12 protein-coding genes are annotated in these 13,882 nt (G+C 60.0%); 5 read left to right on the forward strand and 7 right to left on the reverse strand.

Annotated features, from left to right (window positions below; all coding sequences use genetic code 11):
• Positions 1 to 173: 173 nt before the first annotated feature.
• From P3T43_RS04320 to P3T43_RS04330, 3 genes are all read right to left on the reverse strand, one after another.
• Positions 174 to 692, reverse strand: a complete 519-nt coding sequence (locus P3T43_RS04320; RefSeq protein WP_429279802.1) for a hypothetical protein — start codon at positions 690 to 692, stop codon at positions 174 to 176.
• 265 nt (positions 693 to 957) lie between these two features.
• Entirely contained in the window at positions 958 to 1,437 is a 480-nt protein-coding gene (locus tag P3T43_RS04325; protein WP_429279803.1) for a DUF1348 family protein, read from the reverse strand.
• 15 nt (positions 1,438 to 1,452) lie between these two features.
• A complete protein-coding gene (locus P3T43_RS04330) occupies positions 1,453 to 2,091 on the reverse strand; it encodes a TetR/AcrR family transcriptional regulator (RefSeq protein ID WP_429279804.1) in 639 nt (212 codons plus the stop codon).
• Positions 2,092 to 2,276: 185 nt separating this feature from the next.
• Between P3T43_RS04330 and P3T43_RS04335 the strand changes: the two genes are divergently transcribed.
• Positions 2,277 to 2,927, forward strand: a complete 651-nt coding sequence (locus P3T43_RS04335; RefSeq protein ID WP_429279805.1) for a YceI family protein — start codon at positions 2,277 to 2,279, stop codon at positions 2,925 to 2,927.
• A gap of 139 nt (positions 2,928 to 3,066) precedes the next feature.
• Here P3T43_RS04335 and tdh read toward each other — a convergent pair whose 3' ends face one another.
• Entirely contained in the window at positions 3,067 to 4,095 is a 1,029-nt protein-coding gene (tdh, locus tag P3T43_RS04340) for an L-threonine 3-dehydrogenase (protein WP_429279806.1), read from the reverse strand.
• A gap of 15 nt (positions 4,096 to 4,110) precedes the next feature.
• Positions 4,111 to 5,310, reverse strand: a complete 1,200-nt coding sequence (locus P3T43_RS04345; RefSeq protein WP_429279807.1) for a glycine C-acetyltransferase — start codon at positions 5,308 to 5,310, stop codon at positions 4,111 to 4,113.
• Positions 5,311 to 5,462: 152 nt separating this feature from the next.
• Between P3T43_RS04345 and P3T43_RS04350 the strand changes: the two genes are divergently transcribed.
• The 3 genes from P3T43_RS04350 to P3T43_RS04360 all read left to right on the forward strand — a co-directional run bounded on the left by P3T43_RS04350 (position 5,463) and on the right by P3T43_RS04360 (position 7,729).
• Positions 5,463 to 6,077: a helix-turn-helix domain-containing protein gene (locus P3T43_RS04350; RefSeq protein ID WP_429279808.1), complete on the forward strand. Its 615-nt coding sequence runs from the start codon at positions 5,463 to 5,465 to the stop codon at positions 6,075 to 6,077.
• A 119-nt stretch (positions 6,078 to 6,196) separates the two neighbouring features.
• Positions 6,197 to 6,595 carry a DUF2471 family protein gene (locus tag P3T43_RS04355; RefSeq protein WP_429279809.1) on the forward strand — a complete coding sequence of 133 codons (399 nt, stop codon included), beginning with the start codon at positions 6,197 to 6,199 and terminating at the stop codon, positions 6,593 to 6,595.
• A gap of 72 nt (positions 6,596 to 6,667) precedes the next feature.
• Positions 6,668 to 7,729, forward strand: a complete 1,062-nt coding sequence (locus P3T43_RS04360) for a tyrosine-type recombinase/integrase (RefSeq protein WP_429279810.1) — start codon at positions 6,668 to 6,670, stop codon at positions 7,727 to 7,729.
• A gap of 97 nt (positions 7,730 to 7,826) precedes the next feature.
• On the opposite strand, the gene P3T43_RS04365 is transcribed toward P3T43_RS04360, so the two are convergent.
• Complete coding sequence (locus tag P3T43_RS04365; RefSeq protein ID WP_429279811.1) at positions 7,827 to 9,032, reverse strand: DNA-binding protein; 1,206 nt, start codon at positions 9,030 to 9,032, stop codon at positions 7,827 to 7,829.
• Between the two features lie 2,350 nt (positions 9,033 to 11,382).
• Between P3T43_RS04365 and P3T43_RS04370 the strand changes: the two genes are divergently transcribed.
• On the forward strand, positions 11,383 to 12,729 hold the full coding sequence (locus P3T43_RS04370) for a replication initiation protein (RefSeq protein ID WP_429279812.1): 1,347 nt from the start codon (positions 11,383 to 11,385) through the stop codon (positions 12,727 to 12,729).
• A gap of 67 nt (positions 12,730 to 12,796) precedes the next feature.
• Here P3T43_RS04370 and P3T43_RS04375 read toward each other — a convergent pair whose 3' ends face one another.
• Positions 12,797 to 13,858, reverse strand: coding sequence for a ParB/RepB/Spo0J family partition protein (locus P3T43_RS04375; protein WP_429279813.1), 1,062 nt, complete (start codon positions 13,856 to 13,858; stop codon positions 12,797 to 12,799).
• Positions 13,859 to 13,882: the final 24 nt, after the last annotated feature.

A 13,882-nucleotide genomic window follows, 5' to 3' on the forward strand; every position in this document is an offset into this window, starting at 1 on the left:
CACGCCGATGTACGTCTGCATGCCATTATCTGCGCGACGGTGGTTTTCGCAGATGCCATCTCCTGGAAGTCCTCACCATCCTGGAAACGCTCACCTATCTGCGATAGCGTCTCAAGGTTAGGTTGGATTCCCCGAGACGTGAGGTCGCGACTTTATTGTCCGGTGATACTGCCTCAGAACTTCACCTTCACCTGAAACCCGATCGTGAACGGTAGATTGTCGGAAGGAATCGGCGGAATGAAGATCAGGTTCGCCCCCACACGCTTGTAATCGAACATCACGACCGGCGCGGCAACCGGCCCCACGGTGTGATTCCGGCCAAGGCCCCAGTTGCCATAGTTATAGCCGGAGATGATGCCGGCAATCGCCGCAATCCGGACGAAGCCGAAGTGCGCAAATTCGGGGGCCCACAGTCCGCCGCCATAGTACGACGGACGACGCAACGAGTTGCGAAAGCCGCCTGCCGTGATGCCCCATTGGCCGTTGAACCAGCATTCGGCGCCGAGGCCCGGATTGAACTCGTTGAAGTGGGTGCCGGGATCAGGATCGATATGGTAGGAACCCAGCATGGCGTCAACCCAGACGCCGCCGCCACACCAGTCCGCCGCCTGTGCAGTGGAGGCCACCGCGAAGCTGGCGGTCAGGGCGGCAAGCAGACGGGCGAAGCGATGAAGGGTTGGCCGCAGATGCATATCTTCTCCGTCACCGGTCGAGCGCCGATGTCATGAATGGGCTGGTTATATTGGGTAGGTCGTCCGTCGGGCACTGTACCTCAACATGTAGCGTCCATGTTGAGGCAACCCTCGGAAACGCGGGCGCGCGCTGTGCGCGCCACCCACTCAGCACAATAGCGGAAAAGCCATGGCAGATCGGTGAATGCCCAAGGCGTGCCATGCATCGGCGAGGCTCGCGCATTTTCCGCGGCGTGTCGTGGCCACGCCGTCATGCTTGAGCCGCTTATAGCCCGAGATCGGAGAGACCGGGGTGATCGTCCGGACGACGTCCCAACGGCCAGCGAAACAGACGGTCCTCTTCGCGAATGGGCAGATCGTTGATGCTCGCGTGACGATGCGCCATCAGCCCATGTTCATCGAACTCCCAGTTTTCGTTGCCATACGAGCGGAACCAATGGCCTGAATCGTCGTGCCACTCGTAAGCGAAGCGGACCGCGATACGGTTATCCGTGAAGGCCCACAACTCCTTGATCAGGCGGTAATCGAGCTCCTTCGTCCACTTGCGGCGCAGCAGCCCGACGATCTCCGCCCGGCCCGTCACGAACTCCGCGCGATTGCGCCACACGCTCTGCGGCGTGTAAGCAAGCGAGACCCGCTCCGGGTCACGCGTATTCCAGCCATCTTCTGCGCCGCGCACTTTCTGGATGGCAGTTTCGCGCGTGAAAGGGGGAAACGGAGGACGGCTTTCGATAGGGTCGGCCATGGTTTGCTCCAAAGGTCAGGTCGGGGAATGCCTCGAGGGCGGGTGAGTGTGACTGGCTTCGGCGTTCAGCAATTGCTCCGCCGCGGCGCGCGCATCCAGTGCGACATCGGCATCGCCACTGACCAGCGCCACGCCGATGGCGCCGTCGATCAGGATCAGCCATTGCCGCGCGAGGCGTGTCGCGCGCACGATGTCAGCGCCGCATTCAGCCATGTGTTCATCGCACTGCTCACGCACGAACGCGAGCAGACGCTCCTTGTGTTCGCGTGCCACCACGCGAATAGGGTCGTCCGCCGAGGCGATCTCGCCGGACGCGTTGAGAAAGGCACAACCGTGAAAATCTTCCGAGAGAAACCACTCGCGCAACACGTCGAACATGCCGAGCAGATGCGCACGGGCACTCTTGCCGTGACGCAGCGTGTTTTCGGTGAACCAGTTCATCCACCGTTCGTCACGGCGTTCGAGCGCCGCGGCGACCAGCGCGTCCTTTGATTCGAAGTGCGTATAAAAGCTTTTGCGAGCGGTGCCGGATTGCTTGACGATCGCATCCACCCCGGTTGCGTGAATGCCGCCGGCGTAAATCAGCGCCTCAGCGGCAGCAAGCAGGCGTTCGCGAGCACCGTTTGGGGTCAAAGAGTCGGTGGAGGTAGACATGAACAAAGGGTAGAACGATCGTTCTACCCAGTCAAGAAAAATTTGTCGATGGGAATTTTCGGGCGTCCACGGCGTTAACGTGAACGTACACCCACGAGCGCCTCGGCGTATCACCAGATGAATGCCTCCGTGTGGAGCGGCTACGTTATTCTGGCGTGGCAGGGACAAAATCAGGGAGCGAAACGATGAAGAAGCACGCTGTTCGCGCAGCCGTGGTACGCGTGGTGTCGATTGCGGTGGTTGCCGCAGCTGCCGCGTGTACGCCGCTACAGGTCGTCACGCACACGGTCACACAGACTGAAGCCAGCGTGCCGGCGGGACAGTACACGCTCGATCCGCATCACTGGAGCATTACGTTCGATGTCGAGCACCTGAAATACTCGCGCTTCACCATGCGTTTCGACCGCGCCACCGCCCAGCTCGACTGGAAGGCGGGTGGTCTCGACAAGAGTTCGGTGGAGGTGGCCATCGACGCTGCCAGCCTCGACACCAACGTGCCGCTTCTCGACAAGCAGGTCAAAAGCGACAGCGTGCTCGACGTGACGCAGTATCCGCAGATCCGCTTCGTTAGCACGAGCTTCGAGCGGACGGGCGACGCGCGTGGCAAGCTTACCGGCAATCTGACCATCCACGGTGCGACGCTGCCGGTGACGCTCGACGTGGTGTTCAACGGTTTCGGTCCTGACCCGCTCACCAAACAGGACACGCTCGGCTTTTCGGCGGAGGGCACTTTCAGCCGGGCGAAGTTTGGGCTGGCGACGTGGTATCCGGCGGTGGGGGACGACGTTCACGTGCGCATTCAGACGGAATTCGTGCGGCCGGTCGCAGGCGCTTAAGTGGCCGTGAAAGCGGTGGCGGTGGCGGCAGCACACATGAGCGTGCGACCGCGTGCCTAACGTGCGCGGTTTAAGGCGTAAGCATCCGGAAGCGTCAGGGTTCTTGAGCCCTAAGCGCGTCCGGGCGGCGCAGACAGTCTCAAGCGGTCCAGTCGAGAATCACCTTGCCGCTTTCACCCGAGAGCATCGTCGCGAACGCACGCTGGTAGTCTTCGACAGGGAAGTGGTGCGTGAGAATCGGCGACAGGTCCAGCCCGCTTTGCAGCATCGCAACCATCTTGTACCAGGTCTCGAACATTTCGCGGCCGTAAATGCCTTTGATTTCCAGGCCCTTGAAGATCACCTGGTTCCAGTCGATTGCGGTCTGCGCCGGCGGAATGCCGAGCAGCGCGACCTTGCCGCCGTGGTTCATCGCTTCGAGCATGCTGGTGAACGCGCTCGGCACGCCGGACATTTCCAGACCGACGTCGAAGCCTTCCGTCATGTGCAGATCGGCCATCACGTCGCGCAGCGTTTCACGCGCGACGTTCACCGCGCGCGTCGCGCCCATCTTGCGGGCGAGTTCGAGCCGGTAATCGTTGACATCGGTAATCACGACGTTGCGTGCACCGACATGTTTCGCGATCGCCACCGCCATGATGCCGATGGGCCCGGCACCCGTGATCAGCACATCTTCGCCGACCAGGTTGAACGACAGCGCCGTATGCGTCGCATTGCCGAACGGGTCGAAGATCGCCGCGAGGTCGTCGGAGATTTCAGGCGGAATCTTGAAGGCATTGAAGGCCGGAATCACCAGATACTCCGCGAACGCGCCTTCGCGGTTCACGCCCACGCCCACCGTGTTGCGGCACAGATGCCGGCGGCCGGCGCGACAGTTGCGGCAAAAGCCGCACGTGATATGTCCTTCGCCGGAGACGCGGTCGCCAATCGCAAAGCCGCGTACTTCCTGGCCCATTTCGACGATCTCGCCAACGTATTCGTGACCCACGTGCATCGGCACGGGAATGGTCTTCTGCGCCCAGTCGTCCCACTTCCAGATGTGGATATCGGTCCCGCAGATGGCCGTGCGCTTGATGCGGATCATCACGTCGTTGTGGCCGACTTCGGGTTTCGGCACGTCCGTGAGCGTGAGGCCCGGCGCGCGTTCGAGTTTTGCGAGTGCTTTCATGTGCGCTCCAGGTCTTTAGATGATGCCGAGCGAGCGGCCCACGCGCGCGAAGGCGTCCACGGCGCGGTCGATCTGTTCCGGCGTATGCGCGGCGCTCATTTGCGTGCGAATGCGCGCGCGCCCCTTGGGCACCACCGGGAACGAGAAGCCGATGACATAGACGCCTTCTTTCAGCAGTTCGTCGGCCATCCGTGAGGCGAGTTGCGCGTCGCCGAGCATCACCGGAATGATCGGATGTTCACCCGGAACGAGCGTGAAGCCCAGCGCACTCATCTTGCTGCGGAAGTGCGCACCATTGGCCCGCACGCGTTCCCGCAGCGCGGCACCTTCAGCGCTCGCGAGCAGTTCCAGCACCTTGAGCGACGCGGCCGCGATGCTCGGCGTCAGCGTATTCGAGAACAGATACGGACGCGAGCGTTGCCGCAGCAGTTCAATCACTTCCTTGCGCGCGGCCACGTAGCCACCCGATGCGCCACCGAGTGCCTTGCCGAGCGTGCCGGTAATGATGTCGACGCGGGCGAGCACACCGCAATGCTCCGGCGTGCCGCGTCCGTGCTCACCGATGAAACCGACCGCGTGCGAATCGTCGACCATCACCAGGGCGCCGTAGCGATCCGCCAGATCGCAGATCCCGGCGAGGTCGGCGATGATGCCGTCCATGGAAAACACGCCGTCTGTCGCGATCAGCTTGAAGCGCGCGCCCGCGGCGTCGGCTTCTTTCAGCCGGGCTTCGAGATCCGTGAGATCGTTATTCTTGTAGCGAAAGCGCTTCGCCTTCGACAACCGCACGCCGTCGATGATGCTGGCGTGATTCAGTTCGTCGCTGATGATCGCGTCGGATTCGTCGAGCAGCGTCTCGAACAGGCCGCCGTTCGCGTCGAAACAGCTTGAATAAAGGATGCAATCGTCGGTTTGCAGGAACGCAGCCAGCGCCTGCTCGAGTTCCTTGTGCACCGTCTGCGTGCCGCAGATAAAACGTACCGACGCCATGCCAAAGCCGTCGCGGTCGAGCCCGTCTTTGGCGGCCTCGATCAGGCGCGCGTCATTGGCGAGACCCAGATAATTGTTGGCGCAGAAGTTCAGGACGTCGGTGCCGTTTGCAAGCCGCACGTCGGCCGATTGCGGGCTCCCGATAACCCGCTCGGTCTTGTAAAAGCCGTCGGCGCGGATCTGCTCGAGCGTGCTGCGCAGATGGGCGAGGTAAGGTTCACTCATACATCAGACTCCTGAATGGACGCCAGGCCGCGCGGCCGCCATGTTCGGCGGTGTGGCGGCCTGCTATAGTCGGACATCGGTTTTATCGAACAACTTCGATATTCCGAATTTAAGTTCGGTATGTCGAACAACTTTAAACGATAGGTCAGAAAATGGCAAGTTCGGGCACCCGGCGCGCAGCAAGCAGCGCTGCCCCCACTCTAGCCCAAACCGTCGCGGCGCCGCCGCGGGTGGGCGAACAGATCCAGCGGCTGCGCAGCGAGCGGCGCATGACGCTCGACGACCTGTCCCGCGCGGCCGGCGTGTCGAAGTCGATGCTGTCGGAAATCGAACGCGACAAGGCGAATCCCACTATCGCAGTGGCGTGGCGGCTGACCAATGCGCTCGGCGTCAGTCTGGATTCGCTGTTCGCGCAGCAGAAGGCGCCCGAGGCGATTGCCGTCTCGGGGCCGCACGAGATCCCGACGCTGAGCGGGCATGACGCCAAATATCAGTTGCGGGTGTGGGGGCCCATCGAGCTGGCTGGTAAGTTCGAATGGTACGAACTGACGTTGCAGCCTGGCGGCGCGTTGGTGTCGAACGCGCACGAGCCCGGCACACGTGAACACCTGACTGTGCTGAACGGATCGATCGAAATTGAGGCGGCCGGCACCACCAGGCGTCTGAAGGCAGCGGACACGGCACGGTACGTGGCGGACGAACCGCACGCCATCCGCAATGCCGGCAAGAGCGAGGCCAAGGCATTGCTCGTGGTGATTCACGGCTAAGCAGAAAAACGCACCCGCATAGAGATATGCATGGCAGATAAAAGGAGAATGGGTCGGTTGGCCTGGTTGCGCTGAGTACTGTATGTTTGTACAGTATACGCAGATTCCCCGGAGCCGAAATGAACGAACTGACCACCAACCATGCCGATCACGGCTTGGCTGCGCTGCGCTTTCAGAACGCGGCGCGCGATCTGGAACACATCGTCCGCAACATCGCTGCGCGCTATATCGTGCAGCAGGTTCCGCTAACGTGGCGGCTTCTGCATGCCATTGAGGCGGAAGCCCTCGCCGACCTCGGATTCGCCAGCCGGCACGAGGCGCTAATGCTCGGGCTTTTCCAACGTCCCTCGGCATTGCCCTATCCAGAGACCGATGAGCCGGTCGATTTTGGCGCGTCAAACGCGCTACCTGCAGTGTTCGCGTTTGCGGTCGCTGTCTACGAGGAAGCGCATCGTCATGCGGCGCAAGCGGTGCTACGACCCAATCTGCCCCGCCGTGCGCGAGCTTGGGGAGGTTAACTGCGGTCAGATCGGCTACCTATCAGGTCGAGTCTGACCTACAATAAGACGCAACTAACAGTAAGATAGACTATGGCCTCTCCCGACTCGACCGGCTCTGCCGGCCGAGATAATCCTCCTGCCGATCTCTTCGATCAGAAACGCGAAGACTGGCATCGCGATCCGCGTATCGCCTTCGACGCGTGGCTCGCCACGCAACACTTCCGCAAGTCTTCCGCTGAAGTGTACCAGGCACAATGGGGACTTTTTCTTGACTGGCTGAAAGTTCGGCATGCCAATCTTATTACGGTCGACACACGTACGATCGCCGATTTCGTCGCTGGACTCGCCATTCGTAAACCCCAGCGAATCCGCTATTTAAGGCTGATCGAACGGGTGCTTGATCACGTGCGGGAAATTGAACGCGCGTCGACCAACCCCGCGCGATTCATCGCGCAAGACGGCGAGGCGGCCTGGCGCAACGCACGCGACAACGAACCCACTGGCTTTCTTGCCAACCAGGAACGGGCCTTACTCGTTGCGCATCTGTTTTCGCCGGTCTCTGAACTCTCTGCCGCGCAGCGTTGGAGAGAACGGCGCGATCGGGCGCTGATTGCCCTGTTCCTTGGCGGAGGAATAAAGACCGGCGAGGCTCGGGTGTTAACGGTTAGTTGCGTGACATCAGGTTCACCATGGGTTGTGATCGAGGCGCCCAACCCCATGATGACTCGGCGTACCCGGCTATCGCCTTTCGCGATCGCGGCTCTGGACGCGTGGCTTGCGGAAAGGCGGCAGGCCGAATTGGCTGGAAATCTCGTGTTTCCCGCGTCGCCTTCTGGACGCCCAATGCATAAGGCCACGGTCCTGCGTTCAGTCGATGCGTTGATCGAAGCCGCAGGCTTTGCCGAATCGCGTCTATCGCGAGCGAGTCCGCAGACGTTGCGCAATACGTTTGCCGCCGACCTGTTCGAAACCGGTGTTTCGCCGGAGTTGGTCGGCCAGTGGCTCGGGTTCATGCAACCTGTTTCCGCCAATCGACTCCATCGCGCATGGAAAATATGGTCCGATCAGCAGAAAATTCCTACAGACGACGCGCCGCTTGCTGACGACTCTGTTGCTCCCGCAGTACCGGACGGCGGGGCTTCAGCCGATTAAGAGTGTGAAAATCGTCCCGGAAAGGCTCACCTTTCTGGTCCCGAATGACCTCACCTTTAGCCGCGTGCCTGTCTGCGACACAGGCAGGCACGATGCGCTATGCAAGCGAGGTCACCGGTTTCAGCGCCAAAAATCGGCTTACGGCCTCGAGCCGCGAGTGACCCGGCCCCGAAGCATGCTCGCACTCCGGGCATTGGACTTCGTAACGGTGATTGACCTCCGACAGTTCGGGTTCACCTTCTTCACATTTTGGACACCGCAACGGCAGCGCAACGTGGCCGTCCGCGACTGTCCCGATTGTCGCCATCTCTTGTGAGTTGAGGCGACCGGCATTCGCGAGTGCGCACAACACACTTGCGATGGTTGGGTCGACGTCCTGTTGCGCGCGCAGCGCCGCGATTTCCTTCGTCAGCGCGTCGAGTTCGTCCGACTGTTCGCGCAGTTGCGAGTCCAAACGGTCACCTCGAGCCTTCGCCGCGGCGATTTGCTGAATAAATTCAAATTCCTTGCGACTGGCGTCGCGTACGCCGGACTGATAGGTCACGGCCATGGTGCGTAACGAGTCGAGCTCGACCAGCATGGGTTTGACGCGCCGTTCAGCCTCGGCCACGGCGTCTTTGATCTGTTGCGCATAGTGCTCAGTGCTTTGACGCAGTTCGATATGCAGTGCATCGATCCGGTCGCGCAGCGCCGCGTTGGTTGATTGCTCGGTTTCAAGCCGTTTGCGCAACGCTTCATTTTCTGCGTCGAGACGACGGACGCTGGATTGCAAACTATCCTGGTGAACACTGCCGTGAGTGTTGGCCATGGCCAGTTCCGATTCCAGTGCGCGAACGCGCTCCCAGGCTGCGTCGGCTCGTGCGTCACTTCGGCGAATGGCCTCCTCGGATGCCTCGCGGCGGATGTCCGCTTCTCTTATGTCACGTTCTGCCGCTGAGATCTGTGCCTGAATGCCTTCGCGCTCGCCGTCGAAGGTAGAGCGTGCATGCGCAATGGCTTCGTCGAACAAGACGCCGAGCAATTCGCCGGCGCGGTCTTCGAGCACCTTGGGAAGGGTCCCGGCGCCTATCCGGACGCGGGATGCACTGCGGATTCGCTCCCAGAAGGTATCGATGTCCTTCGGAATATCACTCGCGCTTCCGGTTTGAGTCAGATCCCGCACTGCAGCCATTGATGGGCGGATGCCGAGATCGAAAAAAAGACGCTTGCAGGCATGCAGCGACAATTCCTGACGTCGAGCGCCATTTTCGCGCATGGATTCGAGCTCTCGTCGGATCGCCTGGCGTTCTTCGTCCAGATTCATTTACACCTCGATATTGCCGGAATTCTGGGAATAATAACAAATTACGTAGCAATTGATACAGGCGTGTGGGTGTGGAAGCGATTTGGATGACTTCGAGCCAGTTTGGATCAATGTCGAGGTATTTGTCGTAGGCAAAGCCGCTTTTTCCGTGAAACAAAACGAAGAATAGTCAATAACTCTTTGTAAGCAAAGGGGTTTTGTTGGTTTTCCGATGTTTTGTCACTGTTTCACGAAGCGGAATGCGGGGCAGGGTTGGAGACTGGTGCTGTCCGAAGGACACACGGGGTAGAAAGTCTAGAGAGTAATAAAAGTAAACACCTTTGAACCCTAGTTAAAAACGTTAACGCCACGGCAGATCCTTACCAGGTAAGGGTTTCAGCGAGGTCAGGTGAAGCTTTACGGGAGTCGTGGTGAGGGCTTGCGGGAGGGTCGAGTGATGGGGTTCGGGGGCCGTGGTGAGGGGCTGCGGGACAGTAAGTGAGCGGATTCAGGAGCCGCTTACAAAGTGCCGATTTGGGAAAGGTGAGGGTTTGCGGGAGCTGGCGGTCCGCATTGCCCGGCTGGGCGTAAAAAATACCTGAAAGTCACCAGATCGTTACGGTGAGCGCTTTCAGGAGCGAGTTTACTCCCTGTTTTCGGGGGAATTTGGGGGCCTCAAAAGCCTTCGGTGAGGCAACCCGGGAGAAAACGCGATCTCAAGGTGAGGCTTTTCGGGGAGCGGACCGCATTTGTGCCCGAATTTTGTGCATTTGGGCTCGAGGGTGAGGGTTTGCGGGACCTCCCTGCGGCTTACGGTGGGTGGAGAGGGGGTAATGGGCCAGGAAAAGGCCATTGAAGCGTAAAGGTGAGGCTATTCGGGAGATGGTCGGAAAGCGTTTTTACGAGGCAGGAAACCACCCCGTTAGTGGATAAGGTGAGGATTTTCGGGAGCATTTTTGATGGCAAAAATCCCGTCAGGTGAGGGTTTTCAGGAAGAAGTTTGCGATTACTTACCGGAAATGCCCCAGTGGGCTTGATTAGTGAGACGCGACTTGGCGGCGCTGAATCTTCAATGGTGAGACTTTTCGGGGGATTGTAGTGACGAACCAATTTGGCGGTCGAAGTCAGAGGGCAATCGCCAACGTGAGGCTTTTCGGGGCCCCATCATTTCAGGCAATACTCGATGTGTTATCGCTAAGCCTATGAAGTCATTGCTTATTTTTGCATTTGAGACAATAGGTGAGGCTTTTCGGGAGCAGAATGCGGTCGTGCTGCGGGTGCGCAACAAGAGGGCTGTTTCGGCCAAAGGTGAGGGTTTTCGGGAGCATTTGGATGCCATATCCAGGTGCGATTTGGCTTAGACCACGTATTTTCGCGGCTTCAGCGAGAGCAAAGGTGAGGCTTTTCGGGGGGCTATCTCGTAAGTGCGAGCCAATGGTTGCGCTGCACTTGCCGATGCGTGGAGAAGCGGATGAGCGGCGGCGATCGGCGTGGGGTTGCTGCGGTGCCGCGAAAACACCGCCCCGCTCCGGCATGGCAGCCGTCAATGGCCCGTGTGATATAGGCCTGCGAGCCTTATTCATTGGGAATGGCTGCGGCCGTGGAGTGGCGATTCGCGTTTGGTCGAGCAGACGCGATGGGGTCGCGGCAATGCTGTCGACCGGCGCGGAAGGTGCCCGGTTGAGCGTGTTTCCCCGCGACCCTGACGGTGATGCCGTCGCCCCTATAAGCGATGACGTGCGAACGGTGCGTTGATACACACAGGAGCGCATCACCGTGGACTGCGGGCAATCCGGCCTCGCGATAAGGTGACGACATCCAAGCGGTGCGTTGCTGCGTGCCGGACGGCCTCACCATGGGCGACGGTTCGCTCACGGGGTGGCCCCGGTCCCGTGGGGGCGCAGCGACGTCGCTGCGCGCGTCCTCGATGCATTTTCGTCTGCAAGAGGTTCGATGCTGGACGGCCGGCCGAGGACCGGCAAACCCTTACCAGTGCCTGGTTCCAGGGTTTGCGGCTGCCGACCCGGTCGGCGTTTTTGCATAAAGGACGCGTTTCGAACGGTCGACCGGTGCCGATCGCCCAGGAGTGCGAATCGAGTGGCGAGTTTGCGAAAAATTTTTGGGTGAGTCGATACGGGAGATAAAACTTCCCTTTCACGACATCCCCAGGAACGGACCATTTTTGCCTATCCCGCGACGAGCAACGATGCCCGCAACCTGGCGTGAAACGCGTGAGGTGAGGATTTTCGGGAGTGAATGGAGGTGAGTCGTGGCCTGTAAACTCACTTCACCGGGAATGGTGAGGGGGCATCTATAGACGTGCATCACCACAGTCGGTATGCTCTCGCCAAATCCCTCCTCGACCCGACGCATGGCCACGAAGCGCGCGAAGAAGACTGATGTGGTGAGCCCCAGCTCCGCCGAATTGCGCAAAGCCGTTGAGGCGATTGCCATTCAGCCGAAAAGCGGCAAGATCACCCTCCTCACCCGAAAACTGTTCAACGTTTTGCTGGCGGTTGCCCAGCAGGCCGACGAATCAGGCGATACGTACCGCGCATTGCTTTCGGACATTGTGGCCAACTCGGCATTCGATTCAAACGACACCGCGCTCGTCAAGGAACACTTGAGACGGATGGTGTCGGTGCAGGTCGAATGGAGTACCGGCACCTCTAGCCAGAAGCCCGGCCGCAAATGGGGTATTTCGACCCTGATCGCAGACGCCGAAATTCTCGAAGATCCCACTACGCGGCGCGTGTGGGTCGAATTCTCGTTTGCTCCCAAGATCAAGAAAAAGCTGCTCGACCCGGTTCAGTACGCTCGTCTGAGCTTGCAGTTCCAGAGCCAGTTGCGCAGCAGCGCGGGCTTGGCGTTGTACGAGATTTGCGTGCGTTACCTCACCAATCCAAGCCACCTCACGATGCGCGAGTCGTGGGAATGGTGGCGTCCGATTCTGTCGGGCACGCCGGACACGGAAGCAGGCGACGAGGCAAAGCGCGAGTACAAATACTTTAAGCGTGATTACCTGCGCCCGGCTATTGCGGAAGTCAACGCGGTGACCAATATCTTCGTGGAGTTGATCGAACATCGCGAGGGGCGTCGTGTCGCTGAAATCCAGTTCCGGGTGACGGAGCGCAAGCAGCCCATGCTCGCGCTCGATGAGCACCCGAATGTATTCGACAGCACGCTCGTCGACCGCATGGTCAAGATTGGTATTCCGCTCAAGGAAGCCCAGACGCTCTATGCGGACAGCGAAGAAAACCGCATTCGCGCAGCGTTGCAGATGACGGAGCAGCGGATGCGCAGCACCTCGCTGCCACCGGTGCGCAGTGCGCCTGCGCTGTTCAAGGACGCGCTGAAGAAGGGTTATGCACCGCCGGTGGAATCACTGGCGTCGGGCGGCAGCGGCAAGGCCGTTGCGGCGCCGGCGGACGATCTCAAGGCGCGCCTGCTTGGCGAATACTCAGCCTATCGCCGCAAGGAAGCGCGTGCGCTGTATGAAGAGCAAGGCGAGTCTGAGCGCGAACTGGCGCGTCAATCGTTTGAAGAAGACGAATTGCCGGGTCTCGGTACGCACATGCGCGACGACTGGCGTCGCCGCGGTCTCGAATCGAAGATCACGGAAACGGTGTTCTTCGACTGGCTGGCTCGTAAGACGTGGGGTGAGCCCACAGACGGCGACCTGCTCGCTTTCACCTTGAGTCAATCGCGCGCCGCCTGACAAACCTGCTTTTATTCGCTGCCTGATCGTGTGGGTGCGGTGTCGTTTCTGACGCCGCACCCACATGTCATTTCTGCTGCAGCATCTGCTCGATCTGCCTCAGGATGTCATCGCGCTTTTCCTTCGACAGACCCTTGAGGCGGAGTTCGATGCGGTCGTCGCCGTACGACTTGAGATCGCCAACCGCGACACCATCCAGCTTGATCTCCAGACGCTGGGCGTAACGTTGCCGTCCTGCGGGTTTGGTACTCTCGTGCGCGCTCGCCCGCCCCTTCACGATGTCTGCGACCTGCCGCGTGCTCAGATCGTCGGACAGGATCTTATTGATCAGCCGTAACGTGGAATCGGATCCGCGGGCCGTGTGATACCGGCCAACCTGATACGCCATGTTCGAGCCGAACCGATCCGTTCTCGCAACCATCTCCTGCATGACCACCTCGGGCAACTTGGCAATCGACAGCGCAACCGCGACCGTCGACTCGTCCAACCCCAGATGTTCGGCCAGTTCTTTTTGGCTTTGAAAGTACTTTTCATCCAGAAAGCGCTTCCACACGACTGCGTTATCGAACACGGTTTGTGAGTCGCGCTGCACGTTCAGGTCGTAACCGAGCTTGTAGCTCTGCAGGCCGATAGGCAAATCAATGACGATTGCCTTCACCGACTCCTTGTTGGCTTCCTTCAGGGCGCGTACGCGGCGACCGCCGTCACTGACGAAATACGTGCCGGGATTGTCGTAGTCGGGGATGACATGGATCGCCTGCTGCTGCCCCTGCTTCGCCAGATTGACCGCGAGTTCTGCGATCGATGACTTCAGATAGAAGTGGCGCGGATTGAACGGGCTGGGCTTGATGGCCTTCAGCGCAAGCTCGATGACCTGTCCGGCGCGGTAGCCATGTTCGACACGCCATGCGTGATACGCGGCTGACTCATGCAGCGACTCCGCAGTGTCGGCTTCGGCAACGACGGGGGTAGAAACCGGCTGACTGGAGCGGGCTGCGATCTCGCTCGCCTTCGGTGCGTTCTGTACCAGGCCATCGATGGCGTTGAGGCGATCAAGGGCGGTTCGCTTCTCACTGCTAGTCGTGTCCGGACGTGCTTGAAAGCCTTTGGCGAATTGGGAGGGTTTCATTCAGAGTCCTTTATGCGCATAAAT

The sequence above is a fragment of the Paraburkholderia sp. GAS41 genome, from assembly GCF_050436545.1.
Classification (GTDB): domain Bacteria; phylum Pseudomonadota; class Gammaproteobacteria; order Burkholderiales; family Burkholderiaceae; genus Paraburkholderia.

What these genes read in the sequence shown, in the direction of transcription:
- P3T43_RS04320 (WP_429279802.1), bottom strand. Translation starts at nt 692, where the DNA reads ATGCATCTGCGGCCAACCCTTCATCGCTTCGCCCGTCTGCTTGCCGCC.
- P3T43_RS04325 (WP_429279803.1), bottom strand. Translation starts at nt 1,437, where the DNA reads ATGGCCGACCCTATCGAAAGCCGTCCTCCGTTTCCCCCTTTCACGCGC.
- P3T43_RS04330 (WP_429279804.1), bottom strand. Translation starts at nt 2,091, where the DNA reads ATGTCTACCTCCACCGACTCTTTGACCCCAAACGGTGCTCGCGAACGC.
- P3T43_RS04335 (WP_429279805.1), top strand. Translation starts at nt 2,277, where the DNA reads ATGAAGAAGCACGCTGTTCGCGCAGCCGTGGTACGCGTGGTGTCGATT.
- tdh (WP_429279806.1), bottom strand. Translation starts at nt 4,095, where the DNA reads ATGAAAGCACTCGCAAAACTCGAACGCGCGCCGGGCCTCACGCTCACG.
- P3T43_RS04345 (WP_429279807.1), bottom strand. Translation starts at nt 5,310, where the DNA reads ATGAGTGAACCTTACCTCGCCCATCTGCGCAGCACGCTCGAGCAGATC.
- P3T43_RS04350 (WP_429279808.1), top strand. Translation starts at nt 5,463, where the DNA reads ATGGCAAGTTCGGGCACCCGGCGCGCAGCAAGCAGCGCTGCCCCCACT.
- P3T43_RS04355 (WP_429279809.1), top strand. Translation starts at nt 6,197, where the DNA reads ATGAACGAACTGACCACCAACCATGCCGATCACGGCTTGGCTGCGCTG.
- P3T43_RS04360 (WP_429279810.1), top strand. Translation starts at nt 6,668, where the DNA reads ATGGCCTCTCCCGACTCGACCGGCTCTGCCGGCCGAGATAATCCTCCT.
- P3T43_RS04365 (WP_429279811.1), bottom strand. Translation starts at nt 9,032, where the DNA reads ATGAATCTGGACGAAGAACGCCAGGCGATCCGACGAGAGCTCGAATCC.
- P3T43_RS04370 (WP_429279812.1), top strand. Translation starts at nt 11,383, where the DNA reads ATGGCCACGAAGCGCGCGAAGAAGACTGATGTGGTGAGCCCCAGCTCC.
- P3T43_RS04375 (WP_429279813.1), bottom strand. Translation starts at nt 13,858, where the DNA reads ATGAAACCCTCCCAATTCGCCAAAGGCTTTCAAGCACGTCCGGACACG.